General features: G+C 46.2%; 14 protein-coding genes and 1 tRNA gene. 8 read left to right on the top strand and 7 right to left on the bottom strand.

Translation table 11 applies throughout. The annotated features are described in order from the left end of the window. Together QUA54_RS04605 and QUA54_RS04610 are read left to right on the top strand one after the other, a co-directional pair. On the top strand, positions 1-838 hold an 838-nt coding region (locus tag QUA54_RS04605; RefSeq protein ID WP_333413562.1), incomplete at its 5' end, for a HEAT repeat domain-containing protein. 184 nt (positions 839-1,022) lie between these two features. Next, positions 1,023-1,244, top strand: a complete 222-nt coding sequence (locus tag QUA54_RS04610; protein ID WP_333186690.1) for a HEAT repeat domain-containing protein — start codon at positions 1,023-1,025, stop codon at positions 1,242-1,244. A 78-nt stretch (positions 1,245-1,322) separates the two neighbouring features. Here the strand turns inward: QUA54_RS04610 and ccmS are convergent, their stop codons facing one another. The 6 genes from ccmS to QUA54_RS04640 all read right to left on the bottom strand — a co-directional run bounded on the left by ccmS (position 1,323) and on the right by QUA54_RS04640 (position 8,489). Beyond that, the gene (gene ccmS / locus QUA54_RS04615) at positions 1,323-1,754 is read right to left on the bottom strand and encodes a beta-carboxysome assembly chaperone CcmS (protein WP_172188674.1); all 432 of its coding nucleotides are present in this window, start codon (positions 1,752-1,754) and stop codon (positions 1,323-1,325) included. A 277-nt stretch (positions 1,755-2,031) separates the two neighbouring features. After that, positions 2,032-3,828 carry an ABC transporter ATP-binding protein gene (locus QUA54_RS04620; protein WP_333186695.1) on the bottom strand — a complete coding sequence of 599 codons (1,797 nt, stop codon included), beginning with the start codon at positions 3,826-3,828 and terminating at the stop codon, positions 2,032-2,034. Positions 3,829-3,930: 102 nt separating this feature from the next. Beyond that, positions 3,931-5,394, bottom strand: a complete 1,464-nt coding sequence (locus tag QUA54_RS04625) for an RtcB family protein (RefSeq protein WP_333413563.1) — start codon at positions 5,392-5,394, stop codon at positions 3,931-3,933. A 193-nt stretch (positions 5,395-5,587) separates the two neighbouring features. Next, the gene (locus QUA54_RS04630) at positions 5,588-5,740 is read right to left on the bottom strand and encodes a hypothetical protein (RefSeq protein ID WP_333413564.1); all 153 of its coding nucleotides are present in this window, start codon (positions 5,738-5,740) and stop codon (positions 5,588-5,590) included. Positions 5,741-5,746: 6 nt separating this feature from the next. Then, the gene (locus QUA54_RS04635) at positions 5,747-7,582 is read right to left on the bottom strand and encodes an APC family permease (RefSeq protein ID WP_333413565.1); all 1,836 of its coding nucleotides are present in this window, start codon (positions 7,580-7,582) and stop codon (positions 5,747-5,749) included. A 67-nt stretch (positions 7,583-7,649) separates the two neighbouring features. Beyond that, entirely contained in the window at positions 7,650-8,489 is an 840-nt protein-coding gene (locus tag QUA54_RS04640; RefSeq protein ID WP_333413566.1) for a prephenate/arogenate dehydrogenase, read from the bottom strand. Between the two features lie 38 nt (positions 8,490-8,527). Between QUA54_RS04640 and QUA54_RS04645 the strand changes: the two genes are divergently transcribed. The 6 genes from QUA54_RS04645 to QUA54_RS04670 all read left to right on the top strand — a co-directional run bounded on the left by QUA54_RS04645 (position 8,528) and on the right by QUA54_RS04670 (position 15,367). Further along, positions 8,528-10,090: a pentapeptide repeat-containing protein gene (locus tag QUA54_RS04645; protein ID WP_333413567.1), complete on the top strand. Its 1,563-nt coding sequence runs from the start codon at positions 8,528-8,530 to the stop codon at positions 10,088-10,090. 96 nt (positions 10,091-10,186) lie between these two features. Next, positions 10,187-11,752, top strand: coding sequence for a pentapeptide repeat-containing protein (locus QUA54_RS04650; protein WP_333413568.1), 1,566 nt, complete (start codon positions 10,187-10,189; stop codon positions 11,750-11,752). Between the two features lie 79 nt (positions 11,753-11,831). After that, complete coding sequence (locus QUA54_RS04655; protein ID WP_333413569.1) at positions 11,832-13,361, top strand: pentapeptide repeat-containing protein; 1,530 nt, start codon at positions 11,832-11,834, stop codon at positions 13,359-13,361. Between the two features lie 22 nt (positions 13,362-13,383). Then, positions 13,384-14,892, top strand: a complete 1,509-nt coding sequence (locus tag QUA54_RS04660; protein ID WP_333413570.1) for a helicase C-terminal domain-containing protein — start codon at positions 13,384-13,386, stop codon at positions 14,890-14,892. 65 nt (positions 14,893-14,957) lie between these two features. Continuing rightward, positions 14,958-15,170 (top strand): DUF2839 domain-containing protein, encoded by a 213-nt coding sequence (locus QUA54_RS04665; RefSeq protein WP_333413571.1) that lies wholly within the window; start codon positions 14,958-14,960, stop codon positions 15,168-15,170. Between the two features lie 125 nt (positions 15,171-15,295). Beyond that, positions 15,296-15,367, top strand: a tRNA-Val gene (locus tag QUA54_RS04670). Between the two features lie 71 nt (positions 15,368-15,438). Here QUA54_RS04670 and QUA54_RS04675 read toward each other — a convergent pair. Further along, on the bottom strand, positions 15,439-17,580 hold the full coding sequence (locus QUA54_RS04675) for a hypothetical protein (RefSeq protein ID WP_333413572.1): 2,142 nt from the start codon (positions 17,578-17,580) through the stop codon (positions 15,439-15,441). Between the last annotated feature and the right edge of the window lie 12 nt (positions 17,581-17,592).

Below are 17,592 nucleotides of genomic sequence, written 5' to 3' on the forward strand. Positions count from 1 at the left end.
CGCGGCAGATGCCTTAGGCAAAATCGCTGACTATCGGGCGATTCCGGGATTACTTAAACTGGTTGAACATTCAGACTCTTATGTGCGTAGTAGCGCGGCAGATGCCTTAGGCAAAATCGCTGACTATCGGGCGATTCCGGGATTACTTAAACTGGTTGAACATTCAGACTATTCTGTGCCATTTCGCGCGGCAGATGCCTTAGGCGAAATCGCTAAGCAGCACGCAGAGAAAGTCGCCCCCCATCTCCCCCACCTCCTTACCTTAATCCCCTCCGAATCCGGCGAAAGAGTTCACTTCCTCATCCTCGCCATCCAAGCCGCCTGCAAATACTACCACTACCCGATACGTCACTTGTCCCTACTCCCGGAAAGTGGCAGGCATCCGGCGAATGTTTCTGCTAGCGTATACAACATACAATCTGTCAAGGAAGTCACCGTGATGTCAAACCAATCACCCATCTTTAACCAACCAAATCCCACCATCGGCGTTAACTATGCCGCTGAAAACAGCAATCCCAAGGTTATTCAAAAAATCGAAGCCGCCCAGCAATCCTCCCCTGAAGCTGCACTGAATGCAGTGGTGCAAATAATTCAGGCATTGGAAAAAAAGTATACCTATGTGCAAGACGAACAACAGGCACTCAATATTATTGATGCAGAATTTAAGGAAATCAAAGAGCAAAAACCTATCGAGTGGCAAAACCTAATCAGCCTCAAACGGCTTTACAACGGTGGCAAAAAAGCAGCCGTGAAAGTTGGCGAACACTTCGCCGAATCAAACCCCTGGGGCAAAGGACTTGTTGCCTTCATCGAAGGCGTATCCGAAGACGTGAAATAGCCAGCCAACCCAAAAGTTTGCTGAAATATTGCAACATTTTTAATAAGGCTTTCAGGGTGCGCGAGACGCCCACCCCAGAAGAAAATTTACTCTTTGTGGAACAGGCAAGATGCCTGTTCCTGACAGAGATGCAAGATGTAAAATAAAACAGCAGTAAGCTCTATGCAAACCGGAGGCTCAGAGCATGATTCAAAATCCCGCATACTATCAGATGGTGCTAGACACCTTGTGCACCGCCCTAGAGGATGCCCGACCCGCTGTCAGGGCGAAAGCAGCAGAAGCACTGGGAAAAATAGGAGATGTCGCCATCGCGCCCATATTAGTTAAAGCCTTCAAAGACACCTCGCCAGAAGTCCGTTCCAGCGTCATCCAAGCCCTCGGAAAACTGATACTAAATGAGGCTTAAATACTCGTTTCATTTCTTAGTCCCCCTCTGCTCGGACTTCGTTTGTGTAGACGCGATTTCAAGATCCGAGTAATCTTATCATTTCATACATTCAACCATCTGCTGTTCCAGCTTAGCTAACAATGTATCCACATCGGTCGCGGCTTCCTCAAAACAAACAGGAGGTTCAGGCTTAGGTTCAAAAAGAATCAACTTAATTTGACCTTCACCGATCGCCAAAATCGCCACTTCCTTCTCAGGCTTGTGAGCGTTCAACACACCTACAACTTCCTGAATATGACTTCTCACTTGACGGTTCAACTCCTCAACCGCCTCTTTCTTACAATACACAAAACGCGCAGTTTCTGCAATATCAATTGCTAAAATCTCCTCGCTTTCCTCTCCCCTTTCCAGAAATAGCCCCCAAGCCAAAGCAGCCAATTCATGTTGATTAGCTTTCACAAATTTATCTAATTTCCGGCTCCAGCTATTTTCGTTGGGTTTGGACTCAGGGCTATCAAATAGAAACATTTTCTCTTCTTGTTTGTATAAACTAATATTTTACAGTCAGTTGTCAGTTGTCAGTTGGCAGTTGTCATTAGTTAGAATTAAAATTACCAATTATATCATGTCTGGTTGATTCGCGATCGGATAATTTTCGATCTCGTAAGAGCGGGTTTTACCAACAATCTACCTGTCAAACTAATGATCTCATAAACCCGCCCCACTGATATAGTTATGATGCTACCAGACATGATATTAGCAATTACCAATTACCAATTCCCAATTACCCAAAACCGCTGCGTTTCTATCTTATACCAGATTGCACGCGCCAGAGCGCCGCATAAACTCCGTCCTGTTCGATAAGTTGTTCGTGCTGCCCCGACTCTACCACTAGCCCCTCTTCCATGACACAAATGCAATCGGCATTGCGGACAGTAGAAAGACGGTGGGCGATCGCAATTGTAGTGCGATTTTTGGTAATTCGTTCGAGCGATCGCTGAATTGCCGCCTCAGTCTCGTTATCCACCGCTGAAGTAGCTTCGTCAAGGATCAAAATCGGCGGATTCTTTAAAACAGCCCGTGCAATTGCTATTCGCTGCCGCTGCCCCCCCGACAATTTTTGACCGCGTTCCCCTACAATAGTGTTGTAACCGTCGGGCAATTGCGAAATAAACTCGTGAGCCTCCGCAATTTTAGCAGCATTTACTATCTCTCGATTGCTTGCCTCAAAACTGCCGTAAGCAATATTTTCTGCCACCGTACCGTGAAACAAAAACACATCTTGACTCACCAATCCGATCGCTCTGCGCAAATCTTTTAAATTCAGGTTATTTAATTCTATACCGTCGAGATAAATATTGCCGTACTGTACCTCGTACAGCCTCAAGATTAGTTTCACCAGCGTACTTTTTCCCGAACCAGTAGCGCCAACAATCGCAGTAGTTTTTCCGGCCGGCAGAGTCAGAGAAAAATACTGCAAAATCGGCTTTCTTTGATTGTAAGAAAAAGTAACATTTTTAAATTCCAACTCACCCTTAATCGAACTAACAGGCCGCCGAATATCACCCGTGTGAATTGCGATCGGAGTATCCAACAAATTCATCACCCGATTAGTAGAAGCCATTGCGCGCTGGTATTGATCCAGAGTATCTCCCAGGCGAGTCAGCGGCCACAGCAACCGCTGGGTCAAAAACACCAAAACGCTGTAAGTTCCCACAGACAACCGGCCCGCCACAACCTCCAAACCGCCCAGAAATAGCGTTGCAATAAAGCCCAAGAAAATTACCACCCGAATCAGCGGAATAAAAGCAGCCGAAAGTGCGATCGCCCGTCGGTTGCTTTGGCGGTAAGCTTGGCTTTGTGTTTCGATGCGCTGAATTTCATAATCTTCGGAAGTAAAACTTTTAATAGTAGTAATTCCCATCAAATTATTCGACAGTTGCCCGTTCAGAAAACTCACCTTTTCCCGAACATCAGCATAGAGAGGAGCGAGGCGATCTTGAAAGGCGATCGAACCCCAAATAATAAAAGGGATCGGCAGCATTGACAGCCCAGCAACGCCAGGAGATGCAGCAAAAAAAGCCGCGCCAATCACAACAACCGTTGTCATTACCTGAATCACCTCATTAGCGCCGTCGTCCAAAAAACGTTCGAGTTGATTGATATCATCGTTGAGAATAGAAATCAAACCGCCCGTGCTGCGTTCTTCAAAATAAGCTAATTCTAATTCCTGCAAATGGCTGTAAGCTTCCAGACGCAAATCGTGTTCGATATCCTGAGCTAAATTGCGCCACAAATAATCATAGGCATATTCAAAAACAGATTCCAAAGTCCAAACAATCGCGCTCAAAAGAGTGATAATTGCCAGTTGCCAAAAGACATCTTTGATGCCCCACTGAGCGAGGATAGAATCTTGCTGTTTCACCACTACATCAACGGCAATACCGATTAATGCTGGCGGCGCTAAATCGAAGAATTTATTCAGCAGCGAACAGATACTTGCCAGCCAAGCTTTCAGGCGGTAGCGGCGGCCGTACTTCAGCAGCCGCTTTAGGGGATGGACAGGTTTTGATGGATTTGGTGATGCTTGAAAATCATTCATAGGGCATGGGGCATCAGAAATAGGGCAGAGAATTAAAAATTAGTAGGGTGATCCGCGCGCACCTTACCCTTGTTTAATTTTTAATTCTCAAAAACCCCGTTCCTAGGCTTTAAACGTTAACACTGGCTTCATTTTAGCGACTACACCAACTATTTGCGCCTCAACCTGAACGTCAATTACTGGTTGAATTGGCTTGTAAGCTGCCGGTGCTTCTTCGATTCTGCGTTCTTCGCGCCAGGTAATGCAATCTACGCCGGTTAATCCCAAAGCGGAATCAGTTTTGTCAACACCTTCGCGGCTCATATCGAAGCGCGATCGCGCCCTTCCTGCACCGTGAGAAGCCGATCGCAAAAATCGATCGTTCCCCTTCCCAACCAGCAAATAAGACGGCGCGCCCATCGAACCCGGTACAATTACAGGCTGACCGGAATGTGCGGGACAAGCGCCTTTGCGCGTTACCCAGCCGGCACCTTCAGCTAAGGTGATATTGTGAGGCACATCGTATACTAAGGGAGCTTCGACATCGCCGAAAACTTGCCGCAAACGCAACCGCAGAAATTCTGCTAGCAGCAAACGGTTGATAAAACCGTAGTTAGCGGCTGTTGCTTCCGCTTGCAGGTAGCTGCTTACAAGTTCGGGATTTGCTGCCACAGACAGCGGAAAAAGCCGGGATTCAGGATGTTTCAGAGTTTTCGGCCAGGCTTCGCAAGCTCGATCGCGCCACATTCCGCCGATGTATTTGCCGACATTCCGCGAACCCGAGTGAACCATGAAAGCGATTTGTCCCGATCGCACACCCCAAGTATAAGCCGTAGCTCGATCGATAACTTCCTCAACCACTTGAATTTCCACAAAGTGATTGCCGCCGCCGATAGTACCTAAGCCGCCATCCCTGACTAAGCCGTCGTTTGGGACTAATTCTTCGGGAGCCCATTTGACACCGCCATTCATGGAACCGCCGAGGAAAGTGCGATCGCACTCTGACGCCAACTGCTCGAAATCCGAATTAGCCGCGCTGCCGGTTGGCTTGTCCCGCAAAACATCCAGCCATCCGGGAATCCCGTGTTGGAACATCGCGCCAGCAGTTTTTGCAGTCATGCTGACATCGCGAGTACCGAAGAAATAATCGCCTTTGAGCAATTCTACAAATCGATCGCGCTGACTGAGGAATTGTTCGATCGACAAATCCGCAACGTGTAACCGCATCCCGCAGTTGATATCGGAACCGACAGCCGCCGGAATCACCATTCCTGCTGTTTCTACAATAGAGCCGATCGCCACCCCCGAATCCCCCGGATGGAAATCTGGAGTAGCGCAAGCGCGGCAAACGCAGCCGCCTTGAGGGTGTCGAACATTCGCCAAATTTGCTAACTGTTTGAGCGCCTTTGCTTCCACAGGAAAATCCTCTGGGAGCAAAACTTCTGCTGTTTGAGCATCGGCATCTTGCCACTGTTCTTTTAGAGAACTATTGAGACAAATTGAGTAGACTTTATTGTCGTAACTAACATCAAGACCTTGCCGAGACAAAGCTCGCAAAAGCCTGTTCAAGTTTTTTGGCTGCTGCATAAATAGTCTGTTGCGGATTGCATAGCAACCCCCAAGAGTTGAAGAGATTTTTTAGGGAACAAAAGACTTGGGTTCAGCAGCCGCAATCTTTTTCAAGATAAGTTGAAAGGCAACTTGTCTAATGACTAAGTTTATGACATATCATTTTTGATATGTCAACCCTTTCATTGAATTTTTAATAAATATATATCATTTACCAAGCGGTGTCAGAAACCCGGTTTCTGCCTAGATAAATCGCATCCAAACCAAAGATTTTGCGAAGAAACCGGGTTTCTTGGGCCAGCGCCTCATCGAGCATTCCAGCCTTCATTGCAGGAAGTAGGGGCAATCCCGCGCGGTTGCCCATCCCCCCTTAAAGAAAATACCTAACCGTCGTCACCACCCGACTTCTTTTAGCCCGCAAAGCCGCTTTCAAAAAGAAAGCAGTTTGATTGTGCAGCAGTCCCTCCCACCAATTTCGCGTCACAAAAGCCGGAATGATCAGCGTTAAATATACTCCCGGTCGCTGCTCTTCAAACAAAGTCAAAAAGTGCGTCAAAGCCGAACCAACAGAACGGTAAGGCGATTCCAAAATTTCCAAAGGAATGTCTGACTGCAAATCTTGCCAAGCCGCTTGTAATTTTTCTCGATCGGTCAAACCAATATCTACGTGAACTGCCACAACTTCATCAGCAATTAAACGAGCGTAATCGAGGGCCTCGAAAGTTCCTCGGTGCAACTGCCCGATTAACACCACTGCCGGATGTGTCACCGTCTTAACTCTAGGTCTGCGAAGATAAGACCTCGGTTCTATTCCCTGAATGCTCAAGCGAGCCGCTACATAACGATAGTGCCGGTGAATAGCTAAAAATAGACTGACTACGATCGGAATAGTTACTACGACAACCCAAGCTCCCAAAAGGAATTTTGTAGCGAGAATTACAGCCAAAACTCCCGTTGTTGCCACTGCACCAATACCGTTCATCACAGCACTAACTTGCCAACCTTTACCTCGCTCCTTAAACCAGTGAATTACCATTCCCGATTGGGAAAGAGTAAAAGAAGTGAAAACTCCAACCGCATACAGGGGAAGCACGGCACTTGTATTGCCTTGAAAGATGATAATTAAAAGAGCAGCGCAGAAGCTTAGCAGATTAATGCCATTAGAATAAACCAGTCGATCGCCCAACAGCGACAACTGCCGGGGCAAGTACCCGTCCCGCGCCAAAAAATAACAAAGTCGCGGAAAATCAGCATAACTCGTATTCGCCGCCAACAGCAAAATTAACAGAGTTGCTGCCTGCAAATAGTAATAAAATATACCGACACCAAAAATCTGTTTTCCCAATACAGAAAGGAGCGTTTCATGTTCTGTAGGAATCACCTGATAAATATGAGCCAAGTAACTAATCCCCAAAAACATCGCTCCCAGAATTCCCCCCATATAGCTCAAAGTCAGGCGCGCATTCTTCCATTCAGGAGGCTTAAAAGCCAACACCCCGTCTGATATGGCTTCAACTCCAGTCAGGGCTGTACAGCCCGCCGCAAAAGCGCGCGCGAGCAGAAATAACCCCAAAGGTTCCTTAGCTGGAATATTTTGTAATGTCGGCATAACCTGACCTGTTGCTTGTTGGAATAAACCGCAGCCAATCAAAATAAAAATCCCAACGAGAAACGCATAGGTGGGAACCATAAATACATTGCCAGATTCCCGCAATCCCCTGAGATTGGCAAACATGATTAGGACAATAAAAAATAAGCACAGTTCAACTGTGTAGGGGTGCAGCGAGGGAACTGCTGAAGTCAAGGCTGCCACCCCAGCCGAAATACTGACTGTGACGGTGAGGATATAATCAATCATCAGCGAAGCTGCCGCGATCAAACCAGGATAAATACCTAAATTTTCTCGCGCCACAATGTAAGCGCCACCGCCGTTGGGGTACGCTTTAATTGTCTGTCGGTAAGACAGCGCCACGATCGCCAACAGTAAAATAATAATTCCAGAAATAGGCAGCGATAAACTCAAACTGCTACTCCCCGCTAGTAATAGCACGAGCAGAGTTTCTTGAGTAGCGTAGGCAACAGAAGAAAGTGCATCGGAAGCCAGAACAGCTAGTCCAGTAGCGTTGCTCAGCCGTTCATGAATAGATGCGCTGGTGGGGAGAGATTCACCCAGTAAAAATCTCTTGAGTCGAGAATAAGTGTACATTGAAACTCAATATATAGGCGTCCACAAATCATAATCGAGACGGGGACGGTTTTAAGTATTTTTTGGCCTATAAGTTGTAATTTTGTCTCGCTTGTTGAGTCAGCTTCAGCTTGTGTTCGAGAGCTTGCCAATTTTCGGCTTCGATATCGCTGATGAACTCGTCGAGACTGTCGCGGTAAATAGAGAGCGATCGCAACAATTCCTCTCGATTGTACTTTGCCACCATCACTCCCAGCTCGGGATTGCCGCCGCCAACGCGGCTCGTGTCCCGAAAACCCGAACTCGCCAAATGTTGGGCTAAATTAACAATATCCCGATCGCCCTCTCGATCGCAGGCAGCAACCAGCGTCGCGCTCGCCATCAGCGGCAAGTGAGAAATCCAAGCCACAGCTCGATCGTGCTCTTCCGGCTCACATCGGTAAACTTTAGCACCCAGCGATCGTGCAATCTCCTCAACCTTATCCACCGCAAGCGCCGGCGTTTGAGCAGTCGGCGTCACCACGTAAGGCCGGCCCACAAACAAATCCTTTACCGCCGCCTCAATCCCGCTTTCAGTATTCCCCGCCATCGGGTGTCCCCCCACAAAATTCGGCCACAGAGAAGACACAGCCTGCACTATGGGTGTTTTTACGGAACCGACATCAGTTACAATAGTATCAGGGGAAAGATAGGGCACCAACTCTCGGACGATCTGCTCGATCGACCCCAGCGGCGTGCAAATAAAAACCACATCGGCTGCTGCCATCAGAGACAGGTTGATGCTGGCTTCATTGACAACACCGCGAGCTTGCGCCCGATCGCAAGTCTGCTGCCGGCTCGAAACCCCAAAAACATTAAACCCGCGCGATCGCAAATCCAGCCCGATCGAGCCACCAATTAAACCCAGTCCTACAATACCGATATTCATAGCAATAAAATGGGGATATTTGATACGGTGCCGCCCCCATGACAGTCGAGGAACTCCTGAAAAAATATGCTGCCGGAGAAAGAAACTTTGCCGGAATCAACCTAACTGAGGCCAACCTCAGCGGTGTCAACTTGAGCGGAGCCAACCTCAAGGGTGCGAATCTGAGTGTAGCAAACCTGAGCGGTGCCAACCTCACCGGTGCCAATCTCACCGGTGCCAAACTCAACATCGCCAGACTCAGCGGCGCCCATCTCGGTGGCGCCGACCTCACCGACGCCGACCTCAACGTCGCCTACCTAGTGCGAGTTGACCTCAAAAAAGCCACACTCACAAGAGCCAAACTGATCAGAGCCGAGCTAATTCGAGCCGAGCTCAGCGGAGCCAACCTCAGCGAAGCCAACCTCAGCGGCGCCACCCTCACCGAAGCCACCCTCCGAGGAGCCAACCTCGCTCAAGCCAACCTTCGAGGCGCTCACCTCAGCGGCGCGTGCTTGACAGAAGCCAACCTCGAACAAGCCAACCTGCAAGGCGCCGACCTCAGCCGAGCCGACCTCAGCGGCGCCGACTTGCGAGGCACAGAACTGCGGCAAGCCAACCTCACTCAAGCCGTACTCAGCGGCGCCGACCTCAGCGGCGTCAATTTGCGCTGGGCCATCCTCAGCGGCTGCAATCTCCGCTGGGCCGACCTCAGCGAAGCCAAATTGAGCGGTGCCGACCTCAGCCGAGCCGACCTCTGCCACGCCAACTTGCTGAATGCCAGTTTAGTTCACGCCGACCTGTCAAATGCCTATCTGATCCGCGCCGACTGGATTGGAGCCGACTTAACCGGAGCCACCTTAACCGGAGCCAAACTCCACGCCGTTTCGCGGCTCGGCATCAAAACCGAAGGCATGACCTGCAAGTGGGTGGATCTCAGCCCCAACGGCGACCACAGCCAAATTTACTGGTTAAACTCTGGAGGAACCCACGAATTTTTTCACGAAACCTTGCCCACAGTTCGGATTGTGATTGACTCGCCCTTAGATCAAGGCGCTCATTTTGCCCTGGCTGCAACTTATTACCAAATTGCCCAACAATACCCCAGTTTAAGTCAGCCGCCCACGATCGAAGTCAGCTCCAGGCGCACCGTACTCGCCTTTAAAATGGACAGCGACGATAAATTATTTGCCACCGCTTACGTTGCCATCATTCCTTTTAACGACGCCGCCACAACTCAAAAAAACTTGATCGCTTTGATGAAAATGATTCAATCTCACGATGCAGGCAAACTTAACGTCAAAGAATCCAAACACGTCCAATTATGCAGCAAAGCTCTCAACCAAGCTATTAGCAAAGTAGACCAAATCAAAATTTCAAGTTCTTTTCCAAAAATCGGCGAAAGCATCAATTTTTTTCAGATTCCAACACAGATGATCTTAATTAATTCCCGCGACCAAAGACTCAGCGTATATCACCACCCAGCCTTCGGCAAGCGCTTGATTAAAAAATACGACCCGAACAACTCAACCTCTGCCAAGTTAGCCGAAACCACAAAATTGGCTCAAGCTAATATAAATACCATTTTGGATTTTATAAAAGGCTTCCACAATATAGATGTTTAGGCATATTGCATCAAGTTACAAAAAATGCTTATTCTAGTTTAAAGGTTGGCACAACAAAGCTTTGTTCTAGCTAACACATCAGGGAAATTGAAAAGCATGGATGCCGAAGAACTAATCACCAAATATGCAGCAGGAGAAAGAGACTTTACTGCCATCCTCCTTTGCGAGGCAAATCTCAGCAGGATCGATCTCAGCGGGGCTAATTTCAGTGAGGCAATCTTGAGCCTCACCAACATGAGCGGCACCAATCTATCAAACGCCAACATGAGAAAAGCCAAACTCAATGTTGCCAGACTCAGCGGTGCCAATCTCAACAAAGCCAACCTCAGCGGCGCTATCCTCAACGTGGCTAACTTGATTCGAGCCGACCTCCGCGAAGCCCAACTCGTCGAAGCTACAATGATCAGAGCCGAACTGATCCGAGCCGACCTCAGCAGTGCCAACTTGAGCGGTGCAAACCTCAGCGAAGCAGATTTGAGAGAAGCAACCCTCAGAGAAGCCAATCTAGAGCAAGCCGACCTCAGCGGAGCTCACCTCAGAGGCGCTTCCCTAACAGCAGCCAACTTGGAACGGGCCAACTTGCACAGAGCCGACCTCAGTAGGGCAGACTTGCGAGGAGTCAACCTCTGCAATGCCGAACTCAGACAAGCTAATCTTTCTCAGGCAAACCTCAGCGGCGCTGACTTGCGAGGCGCTAATCTCCGGTGGGCCGACCTCAGCGGGGCGAACCTGACCGGCGCTGACCTCGACGAAGCGAGATTGAGCGGGGCAAACTTGTACGGGGCAAATTTGAGCAATGTCAACCTGTTGAACGCTACTCTGGTACACGCGGATTTGACCCAAGCGAATTTGATTCACGCTGATTGGGTAGGCGCAGATTTGACGGGGGCGGCTCTGACGGGGGCAAAAATTTACGCGGTGTCCAGGTTTGGTGTGAAAGCAGATGACATTACCTGCGATTGGGTTGACCTCAGTCCTAACGGCGATCGCAGCCACATTCAGCGGTTTACTCCAGAAGAATCTCAAAGGTTTTTCAATGCTACACCCCCGACAGTTCAAATTATTGTCGATCGACCCCTAGACCCTGACGCTAACTTTATCCTCGCGGCTACCTACCGTCAGATTGCCCGTCAATACTCAGGTTTGAGCAATCCTCCCAGCATAGAAGTTAATTCCCGACGCACAATCATCTCATTTAGAATAGACCAAGACGAGCAACTATTTCCCACAGCATTCGTTGCCATTATTCCCTTTAGCGACGCGGCATTTACGCAGAAAAATCTCATTACTCTGATCAAGATGATTCAACCCCAACAAAGTGGTAATAACCTGGGCGTCAGAGTCTCAAATATGGTAGTGCAATTAAACGTAGCCCTGACCAAAACAATCAGAAAAATAGGGGAAATGAAAATTCAGCCGGTTCGCCTCGATCGCGAACCTATGTCTAATTTTTTCCAATCGCCTACCCAAACTGTACTGTCTAACTCCAGCGCCGAAAATTTGATGGTTCACTATCACCCAGACTTTGGCAGAAACTTGACCAATTTGCCGGAAGTCAACAAAACCTCTATCAGCCCTGCAATTAAAGCCCAAAGATTCACAACCCCGCCGCTAAATACAGTCGTTGAATTTGTCAAAAGCTTTTATCAGCTAGGCGATTAAATACTATAAATTAATTTGAGAGAATTTATATTCATGGTCTAAAAAAGTTACCGTAGTGCCCTTTCAGTCAGGTAAAAAAATGGAAGCTGATGAACTTCTCAAACGATTTGCAATCGTCAAAAGATACAAAGAAGGTGACAGAGATTTCACAGGAATCAACCTGAATGAAGCTAATCTCAGCCGCATCAACCTCAGCCAATCAATTTTAACGCGGGCTAGCTTATTTGTCACCAACATCAGCGGCGCTAACTTGAGCGAAGCTAACTTGAGCGAAGCTAACCTGAATGTGGCTAGACTCAGCAGCACCAATCTCTCGCGGGCAATCTTAAACGGGGCTAGTCTCAACGTAGCAAACTTAGTGAGAGCCGATTTAAGTGCAGCTCAATTAATCGGAGCATCCCTGATTAGAAGCGAATTAGTCCGCTGCGAACTCAGCAACACTAACTTCACCGGCGCAAACCTGACTGAAGCAGATTTAAGAGAGGTAAAATTGACGCAAGCTAACCTGTGCGGTGCTAATCTTTCCGGTGCAAATCTCAGAGGTGCTTCGGCTTCTTCAGCTAACTTTCAAGGAGCTAACTTGCACGGGGCGGATTTGACGAAAGCAGAACTTAACGGCGTCAATTTGAGCAATGCCGATATGAGACAAGCTTCTTTGCAGCAGGTGAATCTGTGCGGTGCCGATTTGAGCGGAGCTAATCTCAAATGGGCGGATTTGAGCGGAGCTAACCTTAACGGTGCAGATCTGAGCGATTCTAAATTCAGCGGAGCCAACCTCAACGGAGCAGATTTAAGAAATACTAATTTAGCAAATGCTAGTTTGGTTCACGCTGATTTGACAGAAACTAATTTGATTAATGCAGATTGGGTGGGCGCTGATTTGAGAGGAGCAAATTTAACAGGGGCAAAACTGTATTTGGTTCCCAGGTTTGGTATCATCGCAGATGATATTACTTGCCAGTGGGTTGACCTCAGCTCCGCCGGCGATCGCACTCAGATTCAAAAATTTAATTCGCCCTCAGAATCGAGAAAATTTTTAAATCGCACGCCCGGGTTAGTGCGAATTGTGGTAGATGCACTTTTAGACCACTCAGCCAACATCTTTTTAGCAACCGCTTACAGGGAAATAGCTCAACATTACCCGGCGATGAGCTGTCCTCCCAATATTGAAGTGGGCTACCGCCGGACAATTCTTACTTTTAGATTTGATAGCGACGAGCATTTATTTGCAGCAGCTTTTTTAGCGATTCTTCCTTTTAAGGATGCTGTACGAACTCAGGACAATATTGTGGCGATTGGCAAAACTATTGAAAGTCAAAACTTGGATAAAAAACGGATAGTGCAGTTGTGTAAAGCATTGAGTGCAGCGAGGGATAATTTAAATAAATTGATATATTTGCTTTCTACTATCCCAATCGTCGATCGGACAACTAAGTTTTTTGAGTCACCTACACAAACTATTTTAATTAGTTCGGGAGAGGAGAGCTTGACGGTGAATTCTCACGGGAATTTTGGGAAAGGAGGTGCAACTCATCAGCAGAGTATATTCAGTGTGCCTCTCGGTCAAAAAGTAGTTGATTTTCTGGCAAGTTTTGATTATGTTGAGTGAGGAATGTTAACAGTACAATCGATTGATTGAGGTAGAAGTCCACAACTCGCTGCTCCGCTTCCTGCGATCGAACTCCGAGCCGCACTGGCCGCATCATTTAACGATGGCGCGACTTGTGGCGCGGGCTTTGCGCTTGGGGCGCAGCGCTCTGATCCAAACGGGGCTTCCCGCTGGAGCTTACCGACAGCGGTATCGAGTCAGCTATTTGATGCCGATTTTGATGTGGCCGGAGCCTGTGATTTTAGTCGCGCCGAAACCGCTGCTGGAACATCTGCAGGCGGTGGAAATTCCGCGTTTGCAAGAGTGGTTGGAAACTGATAAGTCGATCGAGAATTATTCCGATAATCCCACTGGACGAGGATTGATGCTAGCAGATCCCGAGTCTTGGCTGGCGGCTCGCTTGGCTGTGGATTCGCCACTTCAGAGCAATATTCCGACAATTATCGACGGTGTGGATGACTTGGAAGTTTGGACGCGCGAGCAATTGACGGCGTGTTTGCAACCGGCTGACTGGAACGATTTAATGCAATCTCAGCCTTTGGAAGCCGATGCAATCCTCCAAGGGCGGGTAATGCTAACGCGGGCTTTCTTTCAGCATCCGGCAAAACCAGAGGAGTGCTATTTGCTGGAAACGGCAGAGCAAAATATTTTAAAGGGGCTGTTTGAAAGGATCGAACCGAATTCGCTGATTCCGGCTGCTTGGAGCAATTTTTGGCAGCGGTGGGAAGCAAACGGAAAACTGCGGTGGGCGCAAATTCATCGGGAGGCTGGCTCATTTTCTCTGTTCTGCGCGCCGGTTCAGGTGGCTGAGGTTTTGAGCAAAATTTGGGATTGTCAGCCTGTGGTGTTGATTGGGGGGGCGGTGGATGTGGAACCGAAGGCTCCGATCTTCCGGCAAATGCTGGGACTGCCAGAATTGACGAGCGTGAAGTTTTCGCCCGATCGACAAAGCGAATTAATTCAACTGTACATTCCCAACTGGCTGCCGCTGCCGAATACGCCGGAATTTCAGGGAGTTTTAATTGAAGAAATTCGGACTTTGCTGTTTATGAGCGCGTCGGTGGCGGGTTTAACGGTGCTGATTGTTGGTGATGTACCGCTGAAGGCTAGACTGGCAGCAATTTTGGCTGCTGAGTTCGGTTCTCGGGTGCAGGTAGAAAAAACAGATGTGGGCGAGAATGCGATTTTGGTGACTGGGTGGGAGTTTTGGCGGGAACATCAGGGGGAATTGAGCGCGCCTCACTTGCTGGCGATCGCAACTTTGCCATTGCCTTCTTTGGAGAATCCTTTGGTGACGGCGCGTGTGGCTTATTATAAGGAGCAGCGCAGGGATTGGTTTCGGTTGTATTTGCTGCCGGCGGCGCTCAATGAGTTGCAGCGGGCGATCGCGCCGGTGCGAGAACGTCAAGGGGTGGTGGCGATTTTCGACAGCAGGGTGATTCACCGCAGTTACGGACAGCAGGTTTTAGCGGCTTTGAGTCCTTTTGCGAGGATTGATTATTTGGATACGACTTGGTTGACGCAGGCTTGAGATGACCTGTTGGCGTATAATTTGGTTAGGTATCCAGTTGAAATCTAATTTAGCAGACAAAGATTATGGGCGAATCTAAGCGTCGCAAAGAGTCGATCGGCGACGAATACGGTAAAGAAGAACGCATCCTTCCCTGGCTGCCAATCACGAAAACCCAAAGCGAAGATTTTGTGAAGTGGACAAGTCGCGGAAGCTGGATGGGGATTAGCCTTTTGGTGGCTTGGTGGATTGTAGTGCGATTCGTCGGCCCAGCGGCGGGTTGGTGGGTAGTTGATTGATGCCAGACTCGACAAATGCCTGTATTCTTGGCATTGTGTCGAGTTTAACTCGGAAACAAGCTGCTGAATTTTTAGGAAAATTTTAGTTGCGAATTTGGAGTTAGTATGGTATGGTAATTATCTGCGGGCAATTAGCACAGTGGTAGCGCACTTCCTTCACACGGAAGGGGTCACAGGTTCAAATCCTGTATTGCCCATCTAAATTTATTCTCTTAATAGTTCTGACTCATTTAACCTAAGTCTAGCTTACTGATTTATTATTATTAATTTAGTGAAGTAGCTTCTTTGCAGTAGCATACTCAAAGTAAAAATCAAGGGAAGTTGTAGATATATACTTAGTTGTGTCTAATAGTTTTTTGATGGATTTTTTCTCACTCAAATCATCTATTAGGATTAAAAATTGCGGAAGGCTAAGAAACCAACAGTCATAGAATGGAAACTGTTCTTGTCTTGGATTTAAGCTTTTAAGGTGTTCATGTTGTTGTAAAAATATAGGAAGCTTTTTATTAATCTTTGACCTATTAATAACTTCCTTAGCGTTTGCTGAATCTGCATCAATACTACTTGTAGATAGCATTAGTTGTAGAAACTGAGACAAGAAATTGCGATCTTGAAATCCTCCAAAATCTAGTAGAGTAAGCGTAACTCTTTCAATAGAACGTCCATTCAGCTCTAATCTATATTTATTATTTGGTTCATTGTTCGGTGTAAGTTCTAAATATCCTTCTGAGCGTATTATAATTTCGTGCCATCCAAGTTGAATCTGAGAATCTAGAAGGCTACCGGCCAAATCCGCAAATATAGCAGCATCACATCCACCTTTAGCATTATTTGTTAATGGTTTCTTTTTGATTTCGATAAAGATGATGGTATCATCAGACTCAATAATAATATCGCATTCTCCCTGTTGCCTAGATGTTTTATATTTACGGCTATCTACGGAATAATCGCCATAACTATACTTGATATTTAGAGTTTGTAATTGCTCTTTGACAAATCTTTCAAGATAGTCTCCCATGTTGTTGTGAATATTATGTGGTATATTTATCTTGTTTAATGTATCTACAAGAGCTTCATAAAAAGCTGGAGAACACCAAGATCGATCCATCAATACATATTCACCTCTATCTAGTTTTAGCAAAGGCTTCAAGAAAAAAGTGTACTTTTTATCTCTAAAGTCAGTGGGTATTTTATATTCTGAATTAGCTTGATTATGAGAATGACAATAAATATCTAAAATTTTTTCAATTACTGTAATATCTAAATCAGGTAATTGATCTTTAACTTGTTCTGTAGTAAATATAATTAGAGATAATTTATCAACATCTATGTTAAGTATTGCTTCAGCCACTAAAATTGCTTGTTCAGGAATCCATCCTAACTGTACTTGAATTTTATTAATATCATCTACATTAATTAAACTAAATAAACCTCTCAAAATTCTTGGAACATCTGAGGGACGTAGTTGATTTAAGCAAAATATACTGTCATATACAGCGATTTCCTGCAAAAATTCTGATAAGTTGTCTAAGGTTTTAAAGTATAGTTGGAAAGAGTTATATGGTTGAACCTCAAAAACAGATGTAAAAATTGTGGCTAATTCTACCATCCGTTCCCAATTTTCTTCTGGATTGGGTGATAAAATCGGAGATTTTTCCAAGTGTTTTACACATAAATTAAAAAGATAACCTATAGGTATCTCAGGTTGGGTATTTTCATTATTATACGGGTTAAGTCTACGCACTAAATGATATCTTTCTTGTTCAGGATCGTACAATTTTTGTATTAGAGAAAATAAACGTCTTGCAATTTCCAGCCCACCCATTAAATGAATATCACATTCAATAGATCGTGCAATTTTTTCTTGTTCTGATTCCTCAATACAAATTTTGCCATCTTTCACTTCTAACTTATAACCATAATTTCTCAAAACCTTAGCTGAAGAAGCAACCGAAAATTGTCTTAGAAACAGTTGTCTCCAATATTCAATATCTAAACCATTACTTTCTCCGCATATAGCATAGTAATCCTTGACATTACGAATAGCTATACGCCACTCTTCTTCAGATTCAGACTCTAAAGGTAAAATTTGATCGTCCAGCTTGATTACCTCTAAAATTCTATTTAAAATCCTTAAATATGGCTGTAAAGGCTGATCGTCTAGAATAGAGCGTATAATTACTTGATCCCTTAATCTGTCAAGATATATTGCTTTTGATTTTCCTGGGACTAAATATCTTTTAATTTGAGCGTCAAGATGATTTATTATTTCAGATAGTGATAAACAAGTAGGATAGGAAATACTATAATGGTTATATAAAAATTCAATATCTTCTATATAATTATCGTTGAAACTTATACTAGCGTGTGTGGTGTCCACTAAATCTTTAAACTTTTGTTCTGATAACATTTTCACACCTAG

Source organism: Microcoleus sp. MOSTC5 (assembly GCF_036701825.1).
Taxonomy (GTDB): Bacteria; Cyanobacteriota; Cyanobacteriia; order Cyanobacteriales; family Microcoleaceae; genus Microcoleus; species Microcoleus asticus.

Excerpts from the sequence above, each read along its gene's own strand:
- QUA54_RS04610 (WP_333186690.1), top strand. The coding sequence starts at position 1,023 with ATGATTCAAAATCCCGCATACTATCAGATGGTGCTAGACACCTTGTGC.
- ccmS (WP_172188674.1), bottom strand. The coding sequence starts at position 1,754 with ATGTTTCTATTTGATAGCCCTGAGTCCAAACCCAACGAAAATAGCTGG.
- QUA54_RS04620 (WP_333186695.1), bottom strand. The coding sequence starts at position 3,828 with ATGAATGATTTTCAAGCATCACCAAATCCATCAAAACCTGTCCATCCC.
- QUA54_RS04625 (WP_333413563.1), bottom strand. The coding sequence starts at position 5,394 with ATGCAGCAGCCAAAAAACTTGAACAGGCTTTTGCGAGCTTTGTCTCGG.
- QUA54_RS04630 (WP_333413564.1), bottom strand. The coding sequence starts at position 5,740 with ATGGGCAACCGCGCGGGATTGCCCCTACTTCCTGCAATGAAGGCTGGA.
- QUA54_RS04635 (WP_333413565.1), bottom strand. The coding sequence starts at position 7,582 with ATGTACACTTATTCTCGACTCAAGAGATTTTTACTGGGTGAATCTCTC.
- QUA54_RS04640 (WP_333413566.1), bottom strand. The coding sequence starts at position 8,489 with ATGAATATCGGTATTGTAGGACTGGGTTTAATTGGTGGCTCGATCGGG.
- QUA54_RS04645 (WP_333413567.1), top strand. The coding sequence starts at position 8,528 with ATGACAGTCGAGGAACTCCTGAAAAAATATGCTGCCGGAGAAAGAAAC.
- QUA54_RS04650 (WP_333413568.1), top strand. The coding sequence starts at position 10,187 with ATGGATGCCGAAGAACTAATCACCAAATATGCAGCAGGAGAAAGAGAC.
- QUA54_RS04655 (WP_333413569.1), top strand. The coding sequence starts at position 11,832 with ATGGAAGCTGATGAACTTCTCAAACGATTTGCAATCGTCAAAAGATAC.
- QUA54_RS04665 (WP_333413571.1), top strand. The coding sequence starts at position 14,958 with ATGGGCGAATCTAAGCGTCGCAAAGAGTCGATCGGCGACGAATACGGT.
- QUA54_RS04675 (WP_333413572.1), bottom strand. The coding sequence starts at position 17,580 with ATGTTATCAGAACAAAAGTTTAAAGATTTAGTGGACACCACACACGCT.